Genomic DNA, 18,941 nt, shown 5'->3' on the forward strand with positions numbered 1-18,941 from the left:
GGTCAAATGGTTTCCCTCAAAAAAAACATATTTATGAAAAAGAACTTCATCTTAGCACTTTTGGTTATCCTTGTGGCAGTAGCCTCCTGTAGTTTTACCAATAAGTCTTTTGAAAATGATGATAAGGATAAATTTTTGTTGGAATTGATTTCCTATGTATTGGAAAAAGGACATTATGAGCCCAAGGACATCAACGATAATTTTAGTTCCAACGTTTTTGATGATTTTATCGACATCGTAGATCCTACCAAGAGATATTTTCTTCAGAGCGATTTGCGCGAATTTGAAAAATATCGGTTTATGATCGATGATGAGATCAGAAATACCGACATTACCTTTTTTAATGCCGTTTATCAACGGTTAATGGTTCGAATGGAAGAAGCCAAGGAAATTTACAACGAGGTGCTTTCCGAACCATTCGATTACACCATTGACGAAACCATAGAAATCGACTACGATAAACAAGAGTTTGCCTCGAGCAAAAAAGAACTCAAAGAACGTTGGAGAAAACAATTAAAGTACAACACCTTAAATATATTCGACAACAAAATAGACAACTTGATCAACGATGCCAATGATGTTGCCAGTACCGATGCAAAACCGGTGTTATCTTTCAACGACATACCAGGTACGGTGGACAAAGTAGCGGTTGAAGAAGAAGCGAGAGAAGTTACTAAGAATACTTTGGACGAGTTTTTTGATTTTGTGGATGATCTTGAGCGCAAGGACTGGTTTGTACAATATTTGAATACGATCGTAGAAGAATTTGACCCCCATACATTCTATTTTGCTCCAGAAGAAAAGGAGAAGTTCGATATAGGTATGTCCGGAAAGTTTGAAGGTATAGGGGCCAGGTTGCAGAAAAAACCCGAAGGAGCCAAAATTGTAGAGATTATTTCCGGTGGTCCGGTTTGGAGAGACCAGAGTTTGGAGGTGGGAGATCAGATCTTAAAGGTTGGTCAAAAAGGAGAAGAACCTATAGATATAGTTGGTATGCGACTGGACGATGCCATAAAATTGATAAAAGGCCCCAAAGGCACCATAGTTGAACTTACCGTAAGAAAAGTAGATGGAACTATTGAAACGGTGTCCATTACAAGAGATGTGGTAGAGTTGGAGGAGTCCTATGCAAAATCCGCCACAATTGATGCCGGCAACCAAAAGTACGGTCTAATCAATCTACCTAAATTTTATGTGGATTTCGATGACTATTCCGAACGAAATGCAGCTACCGATGTAGCCAAGGAATTGGAACGTTTAAAAGAAGCAGGTGCAGAAGGAATTATATTGGATTTACGGGACAATGGAGGTGGATCCCTAAAAACCGTTGTAGAAATGGCAGGATTGTTCATTAAAGACGGTCCAATTGTGCAAGTACGTTCCTCTGGACAAAGAAAAGAAGTGCATGAGGATAAGGACGAGCGCATTCAATGGGATGGTCCTTTAGTAATTCTGGTTAACGAACTTTCCGCATCGGCATCCGAAATATTGGCAGCGGCCATGCAGGACTACAAAAGGGCCGTGGTGATCGGCAGCAAACAAACTTTTGGTAAAGGAACTGTTCAAAACGTTATTCCTTTGGACCCAATTGTTAGAGGTAACGAACATGGTGATTTAGGTGCCATAAAATTGACCACCCAAAAATTCTATAGGATCAATGGAGGGTCTACCCAATTGGAAGGTGTAAAAAGTGACATTGTTGTTCCGGACAGATATAGCTATATCGATCTGGGCGAGCGCGATCAGCAAAATCCATTGGGCTGGGATAAAATCACACCAGCCGATTACAAGATATGGGATGGTTACATCGACTTGGACCAAGCAGTAAAGAACAGTAAAGAACGTATGGCCAAAAATGAGCAGATCAAGTTGATAGAAGAAAACGCCAAGTGGTTAAAAGAGCAACAGGATGAAAATTTGATCTCACTCAAATACGACGCTTACGTAGGGAAGGAACAAGAGGCCAAGAAACGCTCAGAACGTTTTAAAAGCTTAAAGGACTATGATTCAAAGCTGTCCTTTGGCTCTTTGCAATACGAGACAGAGTTGTTTACCCAAGACTCCGTATTACGTGAGAAAAGGGATAGATGGCACAAGGATTTGGCACGTGATATCTATGTTGAGGAAGCAGTCAATGTGCTGAAAGATCTTCATCAAAACAATATTAAAAAAGAAGAAACAAAATTGGCCAGCGTTAAAGGATAGGCCCGATCAGTTTCAAATTATTTAGAAGACCAACTCATTTGAGTTGGTTTTTTTATGCATTTTTGATGTCAAAATTTAAATCATAACTAACCTTTATGAAGGATAGAACCATATATGCCATTTTGATATCGGCATGTGTCGTAGGATTTTGGCTATTCGATAATTTTTATACCCCTGCAACATATTCCCCTCCCGATGAAACGCCAAAGATTACTTTGGAATCCGACTTATTGCCAAGTTCAACCATGGGCGAAGTGGTACAGCATGCGTATTATGCCCTTTCTTATAGTGAACCTCATGAACAAGCGGAATGGGTAGCCTATACCTTAAAAAAAGAACACCTCACCTATGATGAGAGAAAGCGGCCATATTTTATAGAGGACCCCAAAGTAACATCCAAATCTGCGGATTGGCGAAACTATAAAGGTTCTGGTTACGATAGGGGGCATTTGTGTCCGGCAGGGGACAGGCGTTTTTCTGAACAGGCCTACAACGAAACTTTTTACACGAGCAATATTAGTCCGCAGGACAAGTATTTTAATGCGGGCATATGGAACCGATTAGAGCAGAAAGTACGCTATTGGTGTAAAAAATATGGCGATTTGATGGTGATTACGGGCGGTGTTCTCCAAAATGATCTTCCCCAAATTGGGGATGAGGATGTGGATGTGCCACGTACATTTTATAAAATCGTGGTCAGGTCCAATAAAGGAAAAATGGAACCGATCGCTTTTTTGATCCCAGCCAAAGAAACCAAAAAACCACTTCAACAATTTATAGTATCCATTGATGAGATTGAAGCAAAAACCGGAATCGATTTTTTTCATGGGCAATCAAAAGATTGGCAACAAAAAATGGAAGCTACAATAGGAGATGCAGGGCAATGGAAACTTTAAATCCCGTCCTTTAAACGGTTGGAATCAAGCTTTAGAAATATGAACAGTAGCATGGTAAAAAATATTAAACCAGAACCGCCATAGCTAAAAAAGGGCAATGGTACCCCAATAGTTGGCAAAAGCCCGATGACCATACCAATATTTATAAAGTAGTGAAACACCAAAATGGAAATTACCCCATAGCCATACATCCGGCTAAAATCACTTTTTTGTCGCTCCGCAATGTAGATCAAGCGTAAAAAAAATAGGGAGAACAACAAGATAACCGCTGTAGTGCCCAAAAAACCCCATTCTTCGCCAACCGAACTAAAAATGTAATCGGTATGTTGTTCGGGAACAAAGTCGCCCTTGGTTCGGGTGCCCTCCAAAAATCCTTTTCCGGTAAAACCACCAGATTCGATGGCTTTTTCCGACTGATAGGTATTGTAGCCAATGGTCTTTCGGATTTCGTCCAGTTTGTCCTCATCTTTTTCCAAGCTCAACCATAGGGCAAATCGATCCCTGTGGCGCTGTTCAAAAACATTTTCAAAAACAAAGTTTACCGAGAGGGAAAACAATATGGAAACCGCAATAACGCCCACCACGGGCAATATTGGAATTTTTACAGATGCCTTTTTAAAGGTGTAGATGAGCAAGGTAAGTATGATCAGGCCAATGGCGACCCAAACCGTACCGAACATTAATGTAGTGGCAAAAAGCACCACGGCAAAAATTAATATACCTAAATAGTAAATTGGGAAACCTTCCCTGAACAGGACAAAGAACAGTGAAAAATAGATTAGGGAACTACCGGGGTCTGGTTGCGGCAAGATTAAAATTGCGGGCAAAAGAATAATGATCAACGCATATATTTGATGCTTGCCCGTTCGTATATCGGTCTGTATATCGCTTAAAAATTTGGCAAGGGCCAACGATGTGCCCACTTTGGCCAACTCGGACGGTTGCAGATTAAAAAAACCAAGATCGTACCAAGATGTGGCTCCGGCAATGGTTTTGCCAAATAAGAACAGTCCCAATAGCAGTACAATGCAGACGATGTAAAAAATTGAGGCAAACCGCTCAAAAAAATGTGACTCCACAAACAGTACGAATATAATGCCCAAGGCAGCAAGGCCAATAAAAAACAGTTGTTTGCCGTAAAGCGTGGAAAAATCAAAAATGGAGGTGTGCGATTCTCCGACCGATGTTGAATAAATATTGATCCATCCGATCAAGACCAAAACAGCGTAAAGAATTACGGTAACCCAATCCAAACGTCCAAATAGACCCTTACCAGACATACTCGTTTATCTTGAAAGGTTCGCCACTATATGGCTTGGCATATTCGTGTTCCAACGTTTTTTCCAACATTCTCTTTTCCAGGTCTTTTCGTGTTATCTCGCCTTTAAGGTATTTTTCTATCAGCAGCGAAGCTATGTGACCTGCGTAGCGAGAGCCATAGTAACCATTTTCGATATATACGGCCAAGGCAATTTGAGGGTTCTCCACGGGGGCAAAGGCAACAAAAACAGAGTGGTCTGTCAACTGCATTCTTTCTCCATCAACTCGTATAAAATTTTCTACGGTACCGGTTTTACCTGCTATTTCGATATCTGGAATTTTCACCCATCTTGCCGTTCCGTAATGGTAAACGTTTTTCATGCCTTCGATTACCGGCTCAAAATGTTTTCTATCTATGGTAGTGTACCGAGGTTCTGTAAATTTTGGGTCAATGGCCCCGTTGTTACCTATACGTTTGATAACATGTGGGGTGTAAAAATATCCGCGGTTGGCAATGGCGGCCGTCATGTTGGCCAACTGTAAGGGTGTTGCGGCAATTTCTCCTTGCCCAATAGAGTTGGATATAATGGTTGATGCCGCCCATCTGCCGTCACCGTACCATTTGTCGTAAAAATCTTTGTCGGGTATTCGGCCAGGCGCACCAGTAGGTAGATCGGTGCCAAGAAAATTCCCTAGTCCAAAACTTTTCATGTGTTTTTCCCAAACATCCATGCCCTCGTCGGTAGTTTGGTATTTATCGAATATTTTACGGAAAACACCGGCAAAGTATGCATTACAGGATTGATAAATGCCGGAGTTCATATCTCTTACCCCGCCACCACAATGGCATCCTCTTAAAGTATTGCCCACATAAAACCCATGATAACATCGAAATTTGGTATTGGCATCGACAACCCCTTCTTGCAACCCTACAAGGGCATTTAAGGTTTTAAATGGGGATCCAGGGGATTGTTGTGCCAATATGGAACGGTCCCAAGTTGGTTTGGATATGGTGTCGTAGTGCAGTTTGCTATAGTTTTTGGAACGCTTTCTGCCCACTAAAAGCGAGGGGTCGTAAGTGGGGCCGGAGATCATGGCCAAAATCTCACCGGATTTAGGTTCAATGGCAACAATTCCCCCTCTTTTGCCGTGCATTAATTTTTCGCCATATTCTTGTAGGACTTTGTCCAATGTAATATGGATTTCTTTGCCCTGCTCTGGCAATGTGTCCAATTTACCTTCCTTATACGGGCCAATATCACGGTTAAAACGGTCCTTTTGAATATGTTTTACTCCTTTTCTACCTCGCAATATTTCTTCGTACTGCTGTTCGATACCTGTTCTACCCTTTAATTCACCGGCAACATAATAAGGATTGTTCTTTAGGTCCCATTCGTTAACTTCGCTAATGTAACCGAGTACGTTGGCCGCACTTTTGGTATTGTAATAGCGCAGTGATCTTTTTTGGATATAGAAACCTGTGTAGTGGCGCATTTTTTCTTGGAGCCTGGCATAATCCTCTTTGGATAATTGAGGTACCAAAACAGAGGGCAATCTGGGAGAATAGATTCTTGCTTTTTCCATTTTGGACATAAATTCGGCCTTCTCAATGCCCAAAAGGCCACAAAATTCCAAAGTATCCAACGGTTTAACCTCTCGAGGGATCACCATTACATCATAAGCCGGTTGGTTTCCTACCAATAGTTTACCGTGCCGATCGTAGATATAGCCTCTTTCGGGATAATCGTACACTTTTTTGATTGCCGGGTCATCCAAGATTTGATCGGGTGAAAACCGGAATAATTGCAAATAGGAAAGCCTACCGATAAAGGTGAATCCTATTAGTACAACAACGGATGATAACAATAACTTTTTCATGAACTGCCTAATGTTTTTTGGCTCTGTATATATGCAACGAAAAAAAAGTCGGTTTTATTCGGATCTTGGACTAAAAAGTGAACTGAACAGTATACAAAGTACTAAAGTTACAACACCTGTCACAAAAACGTTCTTCAAAATTAACAGGATATGGGCAATACTTAAAATTTCAAAGAAAAAGTATATCAAATGATGGATCAGTACCACTAAAGCCATAAAGGTGATGCGTTGGATCTTGGTCGTATTTTTAAAACTGAAATTTTGAAAATCGTAGTTTACACCAAAACAAAAGCGCATAACAGGCGGCCTTAAATAGGCTACGGTGGTAGAGGCCAAAGCATTAAGGGCAAGGGTGTCAGAAAAAATATCGATTGTTAGGCCCAACAAAAACGCAGTGAGCATAAACACGGCCCTGTTCACTTTAATAGGGTACCAATAAAAGAAGATAACGTACACCATGGGGTTGATAAAGCCCAAGAAATTCAGATTGTTAAAAATGAGGACCTGTGTTAGGACCAACAATACAAATCTGAATATATTTATGATTACCGTATTGTTCATTCTATGGTTCTTGCCTCAAGTTCTTGAATCTCTTCTTTGTCCTTATTTTCGATCAGATAAACATTTTTGATGTTCGCCATGTCGCTGAAGAGTTCAACATCAATATTGTAAAAACTCTTGGAATCGTTGAGGTCATATTTTTTTATGGTACCCACAGGAACGTTCTCTGGAAAAATACTCGACATACCTCCGGTTACAATAGTGTCCCCCACAACAAGAGGGACCAATCGAGGAATATCTACCAACTGCACCACGGTATAATCTTTGGCATCCCAGATCAGTGACCCAAAGTATTCTGTTCCCTTTATTTTTGCGTTGATGTTCGATTTTGTGTTCAATACACTTTGAACTGTTGCAAATTTATTGGAAACATTTTCTACAATGCCCAATATCCCATCGGTTGTGATGACACCCATGTCCTGGTGCACCCCATCCCGAGCACCCTTGTCTATAGTTACATAGTTTCTTGGGGAAATATAACTGTTCTTTATCAATTTGGCGCTGAGCACTTCGTGTTGCATTACGGTCGAATCCAAAGATGCTGTTATGGTGTCGCTGATCGAATTGAACAACAACTTGCGCAACCGTCTGTTTTCATCTACCAGTCTGGAATTTTCGTCCTTCAGATTAAAATAGGAGGAAACATCCGAACCAGCTCCATAAATGCTGCCGGTGACCCACTTGGATGAATTGAAAAACTTGGATTGATGGTACGAATGTGATCTAATGGTCATCACCAAAGAAATAAACGCAAAAAACGCATATAAAAATGCGTTTCGATAGCGTAGTACAAAATTGATGATGCGTTGCATGCAATCGTATGTTACTCAGGTTGAATACCTTTAAAATAATGGAACTGTTTTAAAAACAGGCCTATTTTATTAAAATACTTTTGTATCGTTCAATATTTTTGAGAGCAATTCCTGTTCCTCTTACCACAGCCCTTAAGGGATCTTCGGCAATGTATACCGGTAAATCTGTTTTTTGGGACAATCTTCTATCCAGTCCTCGCAACATGGAGCCGCCACCTGCTAGATAAATTCCGGTATTGTAAATATCGGCTGCCAGTTCTGGTGGGGTCTGGGACAAGGTTTCCATTACTGCATCCTCTACCCTAAGAATACTTTTGTCCAGCGCCTTGGCGATTTCCCTATAAGAAACGTGCACTTGTTTTGGTTTACCGGTCAATAGGTCACGACCTTGAATGGATTTATCCTCTGGCGGCGACTTTAGATCCTCTGTAGCGGAACCAATTTCAATTTTTATGGCTTCTGCCGTACTTTCACCAACATATAGGTTGTGCTGGGTACGCATGTAATAAATGATGTCGTTGGTAAACACATCTCCGGCGATTTTTACCGACTTGTCACAAACTATCCCTCCAAGGGCAATAACGGCAATCTCCGTAGTACCCCCGCCTATATCCACTATCATATTTCCTTTGGGCTGCATTATGTCCAGTCCAATACCTATGGCCGCAGCCATGGGCTCGTGGATCAAGTATACCTCTTTTCCGTTTACACGTTCTGCGGATTCACGTACTGCACGCATTTCCACTTCGGTAATCCCGGAAGGTATACAGATAACCATTCGAAGAGCCGGTGGAAACCATTTTTTCTTGAGGGCCGGAATGCTTTTGATCATCATGTTCATCATCTTCTCCGAAGCGTCGAAGTCGGCAATTACCCCGTCTTTCAATGGCCGAATGGTCTTGATGTTCTCATGGGTCTTTCCCTGCATCATATTGGCTTCGCGACCAACCGCGATTATTTTTCCTGATACGCGGTCCCTAGCTACAATGGAAGGACTATCGACCACCACTTTGTCCATATGGATGATCAGGGTGTTTGCAGTACCAAGGTCAATAGCTATTTCCTCGGTCATGAAATCAAAGAATCCCATAGAAATTGTCTGTTTTTCGGATTAACGGTAAAAAATTATCGGCTAAAGTACTAAAATTAATGTTTAAAATGCCTAGTACCAGTCATCACCATCGCCAATCCGTTTTCATTGCAGTAATCAATGCTCAATTGATCCTTTATGGAGCCGCCAGGTTGAATCACACTTTTAATGCCTGCTTTGTCCGCAATCTCTACACAGTCGGGGAAAGGAAAAAATGCATCGCTGGCCATTACGGCACCATCTAGATCAAAATCAAAGGACTTTGCTTTGTGTATCGCTTGGTTCAGAGCATCCACTCTTGATGTTTGGCCCGTACCGCTGGCACATAATTGCCTGTTCTTGGCCAAAACTATGGTATTGCTCTTGGTGTGTTTGCATAATTTGGAAGCAAAGATCAAATCCTCTATTTCTTCGGAAGTGGGTTTTTTGTCGGTAACAGGATTCAGATCTTCTTTAGTATCGGTTTTGGAATCTTTATCCTGGACCAAAACGCCGTTCAAACAGGTTCTTACCAAAGTTTCAGGCAATTCAATTTCGTTTTGGATCAAAATAATCCTGTTTTTCTTGCCTTTCAAAATCTCCAAGGCCTCATCGGAATAGCTTGGGGCAATAACCACTTCGCAGAATAGCTTGTGGATTTCTTCTGCCGTTGCTGAGTCTATCTCCACATTGGAGATTAAAATTCCGCCAAAAGCTGAAACCGGGTCGCCGGCCAAGGCATCCACATAGGCCTGTTTAATGGTGTTTCTTGTGGCCAAACCACATGCATTGTTGTGCTTTAGAATGGCAAAAGTGGGGTCATCATTTTTAAATTCACCCATTAAATTTACCGCGGCATCCACGTCCAAAAGGTTATTGTAGGATAGTTCCTTGCCGTGCAACTTGGTGAACATGGCGTCAAAGTCGCCAAAGAAATATCCTTTTTGGTGGGGATTCTCGCCGTAGCGCAAAACCTGGCCTTTGGTCTCGCTAATCTTCAGTACGGTTTCTTCTTTTTCTTGGTTGAAGTAATTGAAGATAGCAGAATCATAATGCGAAGAAACATTAAAAGCTTTGGTCGCAAAGCGTTTACGGTCTTCCAAAGTGGTATTTCCCTTGCCTTCGGTGATTACATGTAAAAAGTCTTCGTAATCTTCCATGGAAGATACACAAAGTACATCTTTGAAGTTTTTGGCGGCGGCCCTGATCAAGGAAATCCCGCCTATATCGATTTTTTCGATGATGTCCTGTTCCGATGCTCCACTGGCAACGGTTTTTTCAAAAGGATAAAGGTCTACGATTACAATGTCCAATTGTGGAATGTCAAATTCCTTCATTTGTGAAACATCACTGTCGTTGTCCTGTCTGTTCAAAATACCACCGAATACCTTTGGGTGCAATGTTTTTACGCGACCTCCCAAGATTGAGGGGTAACTGGTAACATCTTCAACGGGTACCACATCGATACCGAGATCACGGATAAACTTTTCGGTTCCTCCGGTAGAATATAGGGTTACTCCCAATTCATCCAATTTTTTTACAATAGGTTCCAATCCGTCCTTATGGAATACGGAGATCAATGCAGAGGTGGCTTTTTTTGCGGTGCTCATGAGTGTCTTAAAAATCGATTTTTAAGCAAGCAAAAGTACTCGATTTAGCCTTAAAAAACAGTATGGTTTATCAACAAAATTGGGAAGTTTTACAGAATTTTGGCCACTTCGGCGTTGATGAATTCCAAAAAGTGTTCGTCCTCTGCAGTAAATGGATCCAATGTGTTGGAGTCAATATCGATCTGACCTACATTTTCCCCGTTTACAAACAAAGGAACAACTATTTCCGATTTTACGGTTATGCTACATGCAATGTAGTTGTCCTGGGCGGCTACATCGGGTACAACAAAGTTTTTGTTACTTTCTGCCACTTGTCCGCAAATACCTTTTCCAAATGGGATTGTAGTGTGGTCTGTGGGAGCACCGGCATAAGGTCCAAGTTTTAGTTCCCTCTTGTCGCCATTCTTAAAATAAAACCCTACCCAATCGTAATGGTCCACATTACTCCGTAAAAGTTCGCATATCTCCTCTAGTCGGTTATCTACGGTTTTGTCTCCGTTTTGGATAATTTCAAGCACTTTTGGCTCCAATGATGTTAGCATGATATTTTTTTTGCAAATGTATTCAATTGTGTATTGGTCCGTTAATGGAATATAAACTTACTTCTATAAAAGGGATAAACTTTTGTTAATACAACCAAGTAAAAATTAGAATTTGTATTTTTGTTGATCGATGAAAAAGGTTTTTTCACAAATAATATCTTTGGTCATGGCCGTTTTGGTTCTTGCTTCTACAGTCTCGTGGACGGTGGACAAGCACCTTTGTATGGGCCGTGTTATGGATATTTCCTTTTTTGCCCATGCGGAGGATTGTGGTATGGAATCTGCCATTGCCACTTTAGACTCAGAAGATTACCAAAACCCATGTTGTGAGGATGAATCCTTTACCATAGAAGGTCAAGATCATCTTAAATTGACGTGGAGCGACCTTGACTTGGACCATCAGGTATTTTTTGTGGCATTTGCGCAGTCTTACATCGACCTTTTTGTTCCGTTGGAGAAACTTCCTGTTCCCAACGAAAAATACCCGCCACCCATTTTGATCAGGGATATTCATGTTCTTGATCAGGTCTTTTTAATTTGATTTTTTTGAATTACCACCGTTAACCCGTCTCAATTTTGATTCGGGCGCAACATTTGTTGCTTAATTAGTTCTAATTCAATTAAATCCAATTAATGAAAAAATATTTGATCATTTTATGTTGTCTTCCATTTATGGCTAAGGCCCAAGACACTGTTCAGGGTATGGTAATGGAAGCCAATCCCGAAAACAAACATCTGGGTCTCCCAGGTGCCAATGTATACTGGCTGGGCTCTCCCATTGGGACTATGACCCTGGAGGATGGTACTTTTTCCATTCCTTATTCCAAAGAGTACAATAAGCTTGTTATCAGTTTTGTGGGCTTTCAGTCGGACACTTTGACCGTTAACGGTCCAAAAAGCATACATCACTGGTTAAAGCCTTCGAATGCACTGGACGAAGTCGTGGTAGAGCAAAAGAAGGAGGCCGTGCAGAAAACCTTCTTTTCCGCACAAAATGTAGTTACCGTAAATAGCGCGGAACTCCTAAAAGCGGCTTGCTGTAATCTTTCGGAAAGTTTCGAAACAAATCCAGCTATCGATGTCAACTTCAACGATGCGCTAACGGGTACCAAGCAGATTCAAATGTTGGGGCTAACCAGCCCCTATTTGTTGATCACACAGGAGAATATTCCTATGGTGCGCGGTGCATCCCAATCCTTTGGCCTTACGTTTACACCAGGAACCTGGGTAGAAAGTATCCAAATAACCAAAGGGGCCGGAAGTGTGGTCAACGGGTATGAAAGTATTTCGGGACAAATCAATACAGAGCTCCAAAAACCACTCACCGATGTTCCCATTTTTGTGAATGGTTACGCTAATTTAAATGGTAGGTTGGAGCTGAACACACATTTGAACACCACCTTGTCGGATAAATGGAGTACAGGATTGTACATTCATGGCAATCGCAGGGATTCCGAGGTAGATAACAACGATGATGGCTTTTTGGACAATCCCATATCCAATCAAATCAATATTATGAACCGCTGGCAGTATCAAAATTTGGAAAAGGGATGGGTTAGTTTTATCAATGTCCGATATTTGAGTGATGAAAAGAAGATAGGGCAAACGGGGTTTGATCCAGATACGGATAAATTTACCACAAATGCATGGGGAAGCGAGATTGATACAGAGCGATTTGATGGTTCTGTGAAACTTGGCTATGTGTTTCCGGAAATGCCGTTCCAGAGTTTTGGTTTCCAAGCGTCCTATAGTCATCATGCACAAGACTCTTATTATGGTTTCAATACCTACGATATTGATCATGAAAGCATCTATTCCAACCTAATGTTCAACTCCATCATAGGAAATACAAAGCATAAATTTAAAACAGGGGTTTCTTTTGCTTATGATGGTTACGATGAATTGGTGAATGGAAATGTATTTGCGCGATCCGATCGTTCTGCCGGGGCATTTTTTGAATATAGTTACACCAATTTGGCCAAATTGAGTCTTACTGCAGGAGCAAGATTTGATACGCACAATAGACTTGGAAATTTTTTCACGCCTAGGCTTCATGTGCGCTACACGCCTTGGGAAAATGGAAGTTTTCGAGGTTCCTTTGGTATTGGTAGGCGTGCCGCCAATATTTTTGCCGAGAACCAGAGAATGTTCGCTTCTTCCAGAACCATACAGTTAAATGGAAATGGTGGTGATATTTATGGTTTTGATGCTGAAAAAGCGGTTAATTATGGTTTGAGCTTTATTCAAAAGTTTAAATTGTTTGATAGGCCTGGGGATTTCAGCGTTGATTTTTACAGAACCGATTTCGACAATCAAATTGTGGTGGATTGGGAGAATCCGAGGGAAGTAACATTTACCAATCTAGATGGTGATAGCTACGCAAACAGCTTGCAAGTGGAGCTGAACCACAGGGTGTTGCCCAATGTGGAAGTGCGAACGGCGTATAAGTTCTACGATGTAAAAACGGAGTACCAAACAGGATTGCAGCAAAAGCCATTACAGGCAAGGCATCGTTTCTTTACAAATGTGGGGTACAATACCCAGCCTAAAGAAAATGGTTCACAATGGCGGTTCGATTATACCTTTAATTTATTGGGGGAACAACGTTTGCCAAGTACAGCGGCCAATCCAATGGAGTATAGATTGGGAGAGTTTGCCGATGGTTATAGTTTGATGAATGCGCAGATTACCAAAGTGTTCTCGGACAAGTTCGAAATTTATGTTGGAGGTGAGAATTTAACTAATTTTAGACAGTACAATGCCGTTTTGGGAGCAGATGACCCTTTTGGCAATTATTTTGATACCACTATAGTTTATGCCCCTATTTTTGGGCGAATGCTCTATACGGGCTTTAGATTTAAAATTTAATTCGTAACACATTATACCATGAAAAAAGAAATCACAGTATTCGTAATTATGCTCATCTCCGTTGTGGGATTTGCTCAGGACAAAAACAAGAAAATGACATTCGAGGTCGATGGAAAGTGCGAAATGTGCAAAATGCGCATCGAAAAGGCCGCTTTGGACGTATCCGGAGTAAAATATGCAACTTGGGATGTGGCCTCCCACCAATTGTCGTTGGTAATGGACGAAAGAAAAACCAATAGTATGAAAATAAAGTCCGCCATTGCTGCCGTGGGTCATGATACAAAAGAATTAAAAGCGACTCAAGAAGCTTATGATGCGGTACATCCTTGTTGTAAATACAGAGAAGATAATACGGACGACAGTTCAACCCACAAAAAACACCATCGCTAATGCAGCATACGTATTCCATAAAGGGAATGACCTGTAATGGCTGTGCATCTTCCGTACAAGAACAACTTTCTAAAGTGGAAGATGTGCAGGATGTGCAGGTGGACCTGGAGAAGGCGGAAGCAACCATTACCATGTCCCGGCATGTTTCAATGCAAAAACTTGAAGCTGCACTTTCCGATAAGTATGCCATTGGTATCAAAGAGGAAAATCATACAACAATGGATGCACCAATGGAAAAGTCCAAATGGGAACAATTAAGACCCTTGTTTTTGATTTTTGCCTATTTGTTCGCGGCGGCCATTTTGTTGAATTACCAGAATTGGAGTTTCAATAACGCCATGCTCGATTTTATGGGCTTGTTTTATATTGTATTCAGTTTTTTTAAGTTTTTGGATCTTAAAGGTTTTCCGGAAAGTTTTAGAATGTACGATCCATTGGCCAAGGCTGTGCCTTTTTATGGAAAAATGTATCCGTTTTTGGAATTGGCACTGGGACTACTTTTTTTAATGAGAGTTCAAATACCACTTGCTTTGATTTTGACCATTGTAATTTTGGGAATCACTACCTATGGGGTAACCAAATCTTTGTTGGATAAGAAAAGTATCCGCTGTGCGTGTTTGGGAACCGCGTTGAACCTGCCCATGACCGAGGCAACTTTCATAGAAAACGCTATAATGTTGGTGATGGCAGTAAGTATGTTGCTTCAATTTTAGTTAATGTTTAGCCAAATAAGATCGGCGGATTCAAAACTGAGATACATTTACTTCGGTTTTTAATTTATTGACTGATGAAACAAGCAAAGTCAAATGGAAAGTCAGCTCCAGCAAAAGCAATAAAGCCTGCTGCTAAGAAGACTGCCCAAGCTACTGGTAAAAAGAAGTAACTTGGTTTAGGCTCTCACGGAGAGCTATTTATCTGAACAAGAAAAAAACGCCCCGATTTGCATCGGGGCGTTACTATTATATTGGGATGTTTGATGATCTTACATCATGCCGGGCATACCGCCACCACCTCCCATTGGAGGCATTGCAGGGGCATCTTCCTTAATATCGGTCAATGCACACTCGGTGGTCAAGATCATTCCGGCCACAGATGCAGCGTTCTCCAAGGCAATACGGGTTACTTTTTTAGGGTCGATGATTCCTGCTTTGAGCATATCCACGTATTGATCGGATTTGGCATCATAACCGTAATCTTTTTTGCCTTCCAATACTTTGGAGATAACCACAGATCCTTCACCACCTGCGTTCTCTACAATGGTACGTAGTGGGGCTTCGATAGCTTTTGCTACAATTTGTACACCAGTGGTTTCGTCCAAAGAATCGGTTGCCAGTTTTTCGAGCACTTTTTTTGCTCTTACCAGGGCAACACCACCACCGGCAACAATTCCTTCCTCGACAGCGGCACGTGTGGCATGTAGAGCATCGTCCACACGGTCTTTTTTCTCTTTCATTTCCACTTCGGAAGCGGCACCAACGTATAGTACGGCAACACCACCGGCCAATTTGGCCAAACGTTCTTGCAATTTTTCTTTGTCGTAATCAGACGTAGTGGTCTCGATTTGGGCTTTGATCTGTCCAACTCTAGCTTTTATGTCTTCTGCGTTTCCGTTTCCGTTTACAATGGTCGTATTGTCTTTGTCAATGGTTACGGTCTCGGCAGTACCCAACATGTCCAACGAGGCATTTTCCAAAGAGAAACCTCTTTCTTCTGAGATAACCGTACCACCGGTCAAGATGGCAATATCTTCCAACATGGCCTTTCTTCTGTCTCCAAATCCGGGAGCCTTTACAGCGGCAATTTTAAGTCCACCTCTCAATTTGTTCACTACCAAAGTGGCTAGGGCTTGGCCCTCAACATCTTCGGCGATGATCAAGAGTGGTCTTCCGGATTGTGCTACGGGTTCAAGAATGGGAAGAATTTCCTGTAAGTTGGAGATTTTCTTGTCAAAAAGGAGGATGTAAGGATTCTCCAGATCAGCGATCATTTTATCGGTATCGGTAACAAAGTATGGCGATAGGTATCCTCTATCGAACTGCATACCTTCCACTACGTCCACGTAGGTATCGGTACCTTTGGCCTCCTCTACGGTGATCACACCTTCTTTGCCTACTTTGCCGAATGCTTTGGCGATCAAATCACCAATGGTATCATCGTTATTGGCAGAAATCGAAGCTACTTGCTTAATCTTGTCGGAGTTGTTGCCTACTTCTTTGGTTTGTTTTTCTAGGTCGGCCACCAAGGCTTCAACAGCTTTGTCGATACCTCTTTTCAAATCCATTGGGTTGGCACCTGCAGCAACGTTTTTTAGCCCTTCTTTTACGATAGCTTGAGCCAGAACGGTTGCAGTAGTAGTACCATCACCTGCTTGATCGTTGGTTTTGGAAGCAACTTCCTTCACCATTTGTGCACCCATGTCTTCAAGGGCGTCTTCCAATTCGATTTCTTTCGCAACGGAAACACCATCTTTGGTTACTTGGGGCGCACCAAAAGATTTACTGATGATAACGTTTCTACCTTTTGGCCCTAAGGTTACTTTTACAGCCTCGGCCAATTTATCAACGCCACGTTTAAGTCCGTCACGTGCTTCAATATCAAACTTAATATCTTTTGCCATTTCTTTCTAGTTGATTTTTTAATTAAACAATTGCCAAAATATCGCTTTCGCGCATCATCAAATAGTCGGTGCCATCGAGCTTGAGTTCGGTACCGGCATATTTTCCATAAAGAACGGTATCGCCTACCTTAACGGTAACTTTTTCGTCCTTGGTCCCGGGGCCAACTGCCACAACGGTTCCCTTTTGTGGTTTTTCCTTTGCGTTGTCCGGGATAATGATACCGGAGGCAGTTTTTGTCTCGGCCTGTAGAGGCTCGATCAAAACCCTGTCTGCCAATGGTTTGATATTTACTTTAGCCATATTTAAAATTTTAGATGTTTGTTTTAAAAATTCTGGTATCTAAAAGACAGAAATTGTGCCAATGGAAAAAAACTGACATTCTGTAAAACAAAAATGCCAGCTTGTCATTTCAAGCTGGCATTTTTTATGCTTTGTCACTTATACTATCCGATAGTGTCCGTTGGACTCGGAGTAGTTGCTGGTACTTGTTCCGGTACTTCTTCTGGAATGGTCTCGGGAATTTCGGTATCGTCCCCTTGAAGTAGTTTGGAATCTGCTTGACTATAACTTCCTTTTAAGGAAACATTGGAAAGCAATATTAAAACGATCAACAAAGTGGCCAACGTCCAAGTACTCTTGTCCAAGAAGTCGCCTGTCTTTTTTACACCACCAACAACTTGGTTGCCACTTCCGCCAAAAGAAGAGGACAAACCTCCACCTTTAGGATTCTGGACCATAATGACCAAGACCAACAAAAGGCACACGATAATAATCAGTACCAAAAAAATTGTAAACGTGCTCATTTCTTATCTTTTTCTTTCTGCAGCTTCTTCACCGCCTGAATTTGGTCTGCAAAGAAACCACTTTTTTCTGGATATTTCAAACTCAATATTTTAAAAGCTTGAATGGCCTTTTTGTACTTTTTTTGCTCCAAATAAACCTTGGCCAAAGTCTCTGTCATCAATTCATTTTTATCAATTCTTGTAGACTCTTTTATGTTGACTTTTGGGTTGGTTTCCTTGGGGACAATTTTTGGATTGTTTTCTATAAACTTGTCCAACAGCTCAAATTTTTTCTTACGCTCCAGTTCCTCCATAACATCAGCTTGGACTTCTTCGGTTTCCTCCGTATTCGACGTTAATTGGAGCCACTCGGTAAAGGAGTGTTTCTCTTTTTTGGTAAAAGTTAGGGGTTTGCCCAATTGCAAATCGGTACCGGTATCTTTTTCTGGTTCAGTGCCCTCTTTTTTCTCTTTTTGCGGCGCAACCGATTTAAAGAGTTCTGGGTTCAGGATCTGTTCGGCATCGTTTATATTCTGTGGAAGTGCTGGTTCATTGGATTCGGTCAGCATGCTAACCGTATCCGGATTGGGCTCAATCTCTTCGGAGACGGCTTCCTGGTCTTCGAGTTTGGAACCACGCCCGGCAATGGCATTGGCAATATTGTTCTGGATAAACTCTTTGGAGGTTATATAATCAAAAAGTACGTCCCTGTCCGCGGTATAGGCGGCGGTTACTTTTAATGCACTGTTATACTTGTAGCTGTCCAGATTTTTAAGCCCTTTTAAGTGCAAAGCCCGCGCTGCTTGGAAATAGGGGTATTCCTCAATAATATCCTCCAGCTCCCTGGTTTGTTTTGGGGACAGGATGGTATTCGAATTTTGAAGAATTTGTATAAAATCTGAAACGTTCATAAAGTGTTACCAATTTCCCAAAGATGCATTAAAAATATCTTGGGTTAGTCGTTCAAAAATTTCTTCGTGTGCTGCGGCCTGTACCGAGGTCAGCGAGGCTGCGGCATCAAAATCGTAAAAGAAGGAAAACCGTCTTTCAAAATCTGAATCTTCTTTGGTGGTATTGTAAAACCGGACATTAACGCTCATGGTCAATCGGTTTTGAGCTGTTAGTTGGTCAGCTGTCGCTGTCATGGGAACGACCTTGTATTCCACGATTTCGCCTTCGTACATTAGATCACCATTGCTGCCGGTAAGTGATAGACTGGTAAGATCGTTGATCATATCCTGTAGAGCCAAAGTAAAATCCCTGCCCAGTCCGGGTACGATCACCGAGCCAGGTGTTTGGTCGGCATAGTTTTGGAAAAAGTTGACCTGGAAACTTTGCGCGGTACCTATATCGGCTCCAGAAAAGTTATAGGCACCACAACTCTGCAAGAAAAATGCCAGTCCCAGCATGGCAAACTTAATTCCGTTTTTTTGCATCAATTTCATGAATT

Annotated in this window: 18 protein-coding genes; 6 read left to right on the top strand and 12 right to left on the bottom strand. The window is 41.6% G+C overall.

Translation table 11 applies throughout. The features are described 5' to 3' along the window. The first annotated feature begins 33 nt into the window (after positions 1-33). Together AB9K32_RS16085 and AB9K32_RS16090 are read left to right on the top strand one after the other, a co-directional pair. A complete protein-coding gene (locus tag AB9K32_RS16085; protein WP_224836361.1) occupies positions 34-2,205 on the top strand; it encodes a carboxy terminal-processing peptidase in 2,172 nt (723 codons plus the stop codon). A 95-nt stretch (positions 2,206-2,300) separates the two neighbouring features. Further along, on the top strand, positions 2,301-3,101 hold the full coding sequence (locus tag AB9K32_RS16090) for a DNA/RNA non-specific endonuclease (protein WP_369885776.1): 801 nt from the start codon (positions 2,301-2,303) through the stop codon (positions 3,099-3,101). Here the strand turns inward: AB9K32_RS16090 and rodA are convergent. From rodA to AB9K32_RS16125, 7 genes are all read right to left on the bottom strand, one after another. Further along, the gene (rodA, locus tag AB9K32_RS16095) at positions 3,098-4,381 is read right to left on the bottom strand and encodes a rod shape-determining protein RodA (protein ID WP_369885777.1); all 1,284 of its coding nucleotides are present in this window, start codon (positions 4,379-4,381) and stop codon (positions 3,098-3,100) included. The genes AB9K32_RS16090 and rodA overlap by 4 nt on opposite strands. Then, a complete protein-coding gene (locus AB9K32_RS16100; protein WP_369885779.1) occupies positions 4,371-6,239 on the bottom strand; it encodes a peptidoglycan D,D-transpeptidase FtsI family protein in 1,869 nt (622 codons plus the stop codon). Before AB9K32_RS16100 ends, rodA begins: the two co-directional genes overlap by 11 nt. 54 nt (positions 6,240-6,293) lie before the next feature. Continuing rightward, the gene (locus AB9K32_RS16105) at positions 6,294-6,800 is read right to left on the bottom strand and encodes a rod shape-determining protein MreD (RefSeq protein WP_224836365.1); all 507 of its coding nucleotides are present in this window, start codon (positions 6,798-6,800) and stop codon (positions 6,294-6,296) included. Continuing rightward, positions 6,797-7,612, bottom strand: coding sequence for a rod shape-determining protein MreC (gene mreC, locus AB9K32_RS16110; RefSeq protein ID WP_224836366.1), 816 nt, complete (start codon positions 7,610-7,612; stop codon positions 6,797-6,799). Before mreC ends, AB9K32_RS16105 begins: the two co-directional genes overlap by 4 nt. A gap of 61 nt (positions 7,613-7,673) precedes the next feature. After that, positions 7,674-8,702, bottom strand: a complete 1,029-nt coding sequence (locus tag AB9K32_RS16115) for a rod shape-determining protein (RefSeq protein WP_224836367.1) — start codon at positions 8,700-8,702, stop codon at positions 7,674-7,676. 56 nt (positions 8,703-8,758) lie between these two features. Then, on the bottom strand, positions 8,759-10,291 hold the full coding sequence (gene purH, locus AB9K32_RS16120) for a bifunctional phosphoribosylaminoimidazolecarboxamide formyltransferase/IMP cyclohydrolase (RefSeq protein WP_369885782.1): 1,533 nt from the start codon (positions 10,289-10,291) through the stop codon (positions 8,759-8,761). Between the two features lie 89 nt (positions 10,292-10,380). After that, positions 10,381-10,833, bottom strand: a complete 453-nt coding sequence (locus AB9K32_RS16125; RefSeq protein ID WP_224836369.1) for a GAF domain-containing protein — start codon at positions 10,831-10,833, stop codon at positions 10,381-10,383. A 130-nt stretch (positions 10,834-10,963) separates the two neighbouring features. On the opposite strand from AB9K32_RS16125, the gene AB9K32_RS16130 reads away from it, so the two are divergent. The 4 genes from AB9K32_RS16130 to AB9K32_RS16145 all read left to right on the top strand — a co-directional run bounded on the left by AB9K32_RS16130 (position 10,964) and on the right by AB9K32_RS16145 (position 14,804). After that, the gene (locus AB9K32_RS16130) at positions 10,964-11,374 is read left to right on the top strand and encodes a hypothetical protein (protein ID WP_369885784.1); all 411 of its coding nucleotides are present in this window, start codon (positions 10,964-10,966) and stop codon (positions 11,372-11,374) included. 92 nt (positions 11,375-11,466) lie between these two features. After that, on the top strand, positions 11,467-13,701 hold the full coding sequence (locus AB9K32_RS16135; protein WP_369885786.1) for a TonB-dependent receptor domain-containing protein: 2,235 nt from the start codon (positions 11,467-11,469) through the stop codon (positions 13,699-13,701). Positions 13,702-13,719: 18 nt separating this feature from the next. Beyond that, positions 13,720-14,091: a heavy-metal-associated domain-containing protein gene (locus AB9K32_RS16140; protein WP_338196822.1), complete on the top strand. Its 372-nt coding sequence runs from the start codon at positions 13,720-13,722 to the stop codon at positions 14,089-14,091. Further along, the gene (locus tag AB9K32_RS16145) at positions 14,091-14,804 is read left to right on the top strand and encodes a heavy-metal-associated domain-containing protein (RefSeq protein WP_338196820.1); all 714 of its coding nucleotides are present in this window, start codon (positions 14,091-14,093) and stop codon (positions 14,802-14,804) included. The genes AB9K32_RS16140 and AB9K32_RS16145 overlap by 1 nt, the downstream gene beginning before the upstream one ends. A gap of 269 nt (positions 14,805-15,073) precedes the next feature. Here the strand turns inward: AB9K32_RS16145 and groL are convergent, their stop codons facing one another. The 5 genes from groL to AB9K32_RS16170 all read right to left on the bottom strand — a co-directional run bounded on the left by groL (position 15,074) and on the right by AB9K32_RS16170 (position 18,936). Beyond that, positions 15,074-16,708, bottom strand: coding sequence for a chaperonin GroEL (gene groL, locus AB9K32_RS16150; protein ID WP_224836374.1), 1,635 nt, complete (start codon positions 16,706-16,708; stop codon positions 15,074-15,076). A gap of 22 nt (positions 16,709-16,730) precedes the next feature. Continuing rightward, positions 16,731-17,009, bottom strand: coding sequence for a co-chaperone GroES (gene groES / locus AB9K32_RS16155; RefSeq protein WP_119640084.1), 279 nt, complete (start codon positions 17,007-17,009; stop codon positions 16,731-16,733). A gap of 143 nt (positions 17,010-17,152) precedes the next feature. After that, entirely contained in the window at positions 17,153-17,512 is a 360-nt protein-coding gene (gene secG / locus AB9K32_RS16160; RefSeq protein WP_224836376.1) for a preprotein translocase subunit SecG, read from the bottom strand. Then, positions 17,509-18,402: a hypothetical protein gene (locus tag AB9K32_RS16165; protein ID WP_224836377.1), complete on the bottom strand. Its 894-nt coding sequence runs from the start codon at positions 18,400-18,402 to the stop codon at positions 17,509-17,511. The genes secG and AB9K32_RS16165 overlap by 4 nt, the downstream gene beginning before the upstream one ends. Before the next feature lie 6 nt (positions 18,403-18,408). Then, positions 18,409-18,936 carry an LptE family protein gene (locus AB9K32_RS16170; RefSeq protein WP_224836378.1) on the bottom strand — a complete coding sequence of 176 codons (528 nt, stop codon included), beginning with the start codon at positions 18,934-18,936 and terminating at the stop codon, positions 18,409-18,411. Between the last annotated feature and the right edge of the window lie 5 nt (positions 18,937-18,941).

This window comes from Allomuricauda sp. XS_ASV26 (assembly GCF_041224615.1).
GTDB lineage: Bacteria > Bacteroidota > Bacteroidia > Flavobacteriales > Flavobacteriaceae > Flagellimonas > Flagellimonas alginolytica.

Coding starts and splice junctions, on each gene's coding strand:
- AB9K32_RS16090 (WP_369885776.1), top strand. CDS start 2,301: ATGAAGGATAGAACCATATATGCCATTTTGATATCGGCATGTGTCGTA.
- AB9K32_RS16170 (WP_224836378.1), bottom strand. CDS start 18,936: ATGAAATTGATGCAAAAAAACGGAATTAAGTTTGCCATGCTGGGACTG.
- AB9K32_RS16115 (WP_224836367.1), bottom strand. CDS start 8,702: ATGGGATTCTTTGATTTCATGACCGAGGAAATAGCTATTGACCTTGGT.
- AB9K32_RS16105 (WP_224836365.1), bottom strand. CDS start 6,800: ATGAACAATACGGTAATCATAAATATATTCAGATTTGTATTGTTGGTC.
- purH (WP_369885782.1), bottom strand. CDS start 10,291: ATGAGCACCGCAAAAAAAGCCACCTCTGCATTGATCTCCGTATTCCAT.
- AB9K32_RS16145 (WP_338196820.1), top strand. CDS start 14,091: ATGCAGCATACGTATTCCATAAAGGGAATGACCTGTAATGGCTGTGCA.
- groES (WP_119640084.1), bottom strand. CDS start 17,009: ATGGCTAAAGTAAATATCAAACCATTGGCAGACAGGGTTTTGATCGAG.
- mreC (WP_224836366.1), bottom strand. CDS start 7,612: ATGCAACGCATCATCAATTTTGTACTACGCTATCGAAACGCATTTTTA.
- groL (WP_224836374.1), bottom strand. CDS start 16,708: ATGGCAAAAGATATTAAGTTTGATATTGAAGCACGTGACGGACTTAAA.
- AB9K32_RS16140 (WP_338196822.1), top strand. CDS start 13,720: ATGAAAAAAGAAATCACAGTATTCGTAATTATGCTCATCTCCGTTGTG.
- AB9K32_RS16130 (WP_369885784.1), top strand. CDS start 10,964: ATGAAAAAGGTTTTTTCACAAATAATATCTTTGGTCATGGCCGTTTTG.
- AB9K32_RS16100 (WP_369885779.1), bottom strand. CDS start 6,239: ATGAAAAAGTTATTGTTATCATCCGTTGTTGTACTAATAGGATTCACC.
- secG (WP_224836376.1), bottom strand. CDS start 17,512: ATGAGCACGTTTACAATTTTTTTGGTACTGATTATTATCGTGTGCCTT.
- AB9K32_RS16165 (WP_224836377.1), bottom strand. CDS start 18,402: ATGAACGTTTCAGATTTTATACAAATTCTTCAAAATTCGAATACCATC.
- AB9K32_RS16135 (WP_369885786.1), top strand. CDS start 11,467: ATGAAAAAATATTTGATCATTTTATGTTGTCTTCCATTTATGGCTAAG.
- AB9K32_RS16125 (WP_224836369.1), bottom strand. CDS start 10,833: ATGCTAACATCATTGGAGCCAAAAGTGCTTGAAATTATCCAAAACGGA.
- rodA (WP_369885777.1), bottom strand. CDS start 4,381: ATGTCTGGTAAGGGTCTATTTGGACGTTTGGATTGGGTTACCGTAATT.
- AB9K32_RS16085 (WP_224836361.1), top strand. CDS start 34: ATGAAAAAGAACTTCATCTTAGCACTTTTGGTTATCCTTGTGGCAGTA.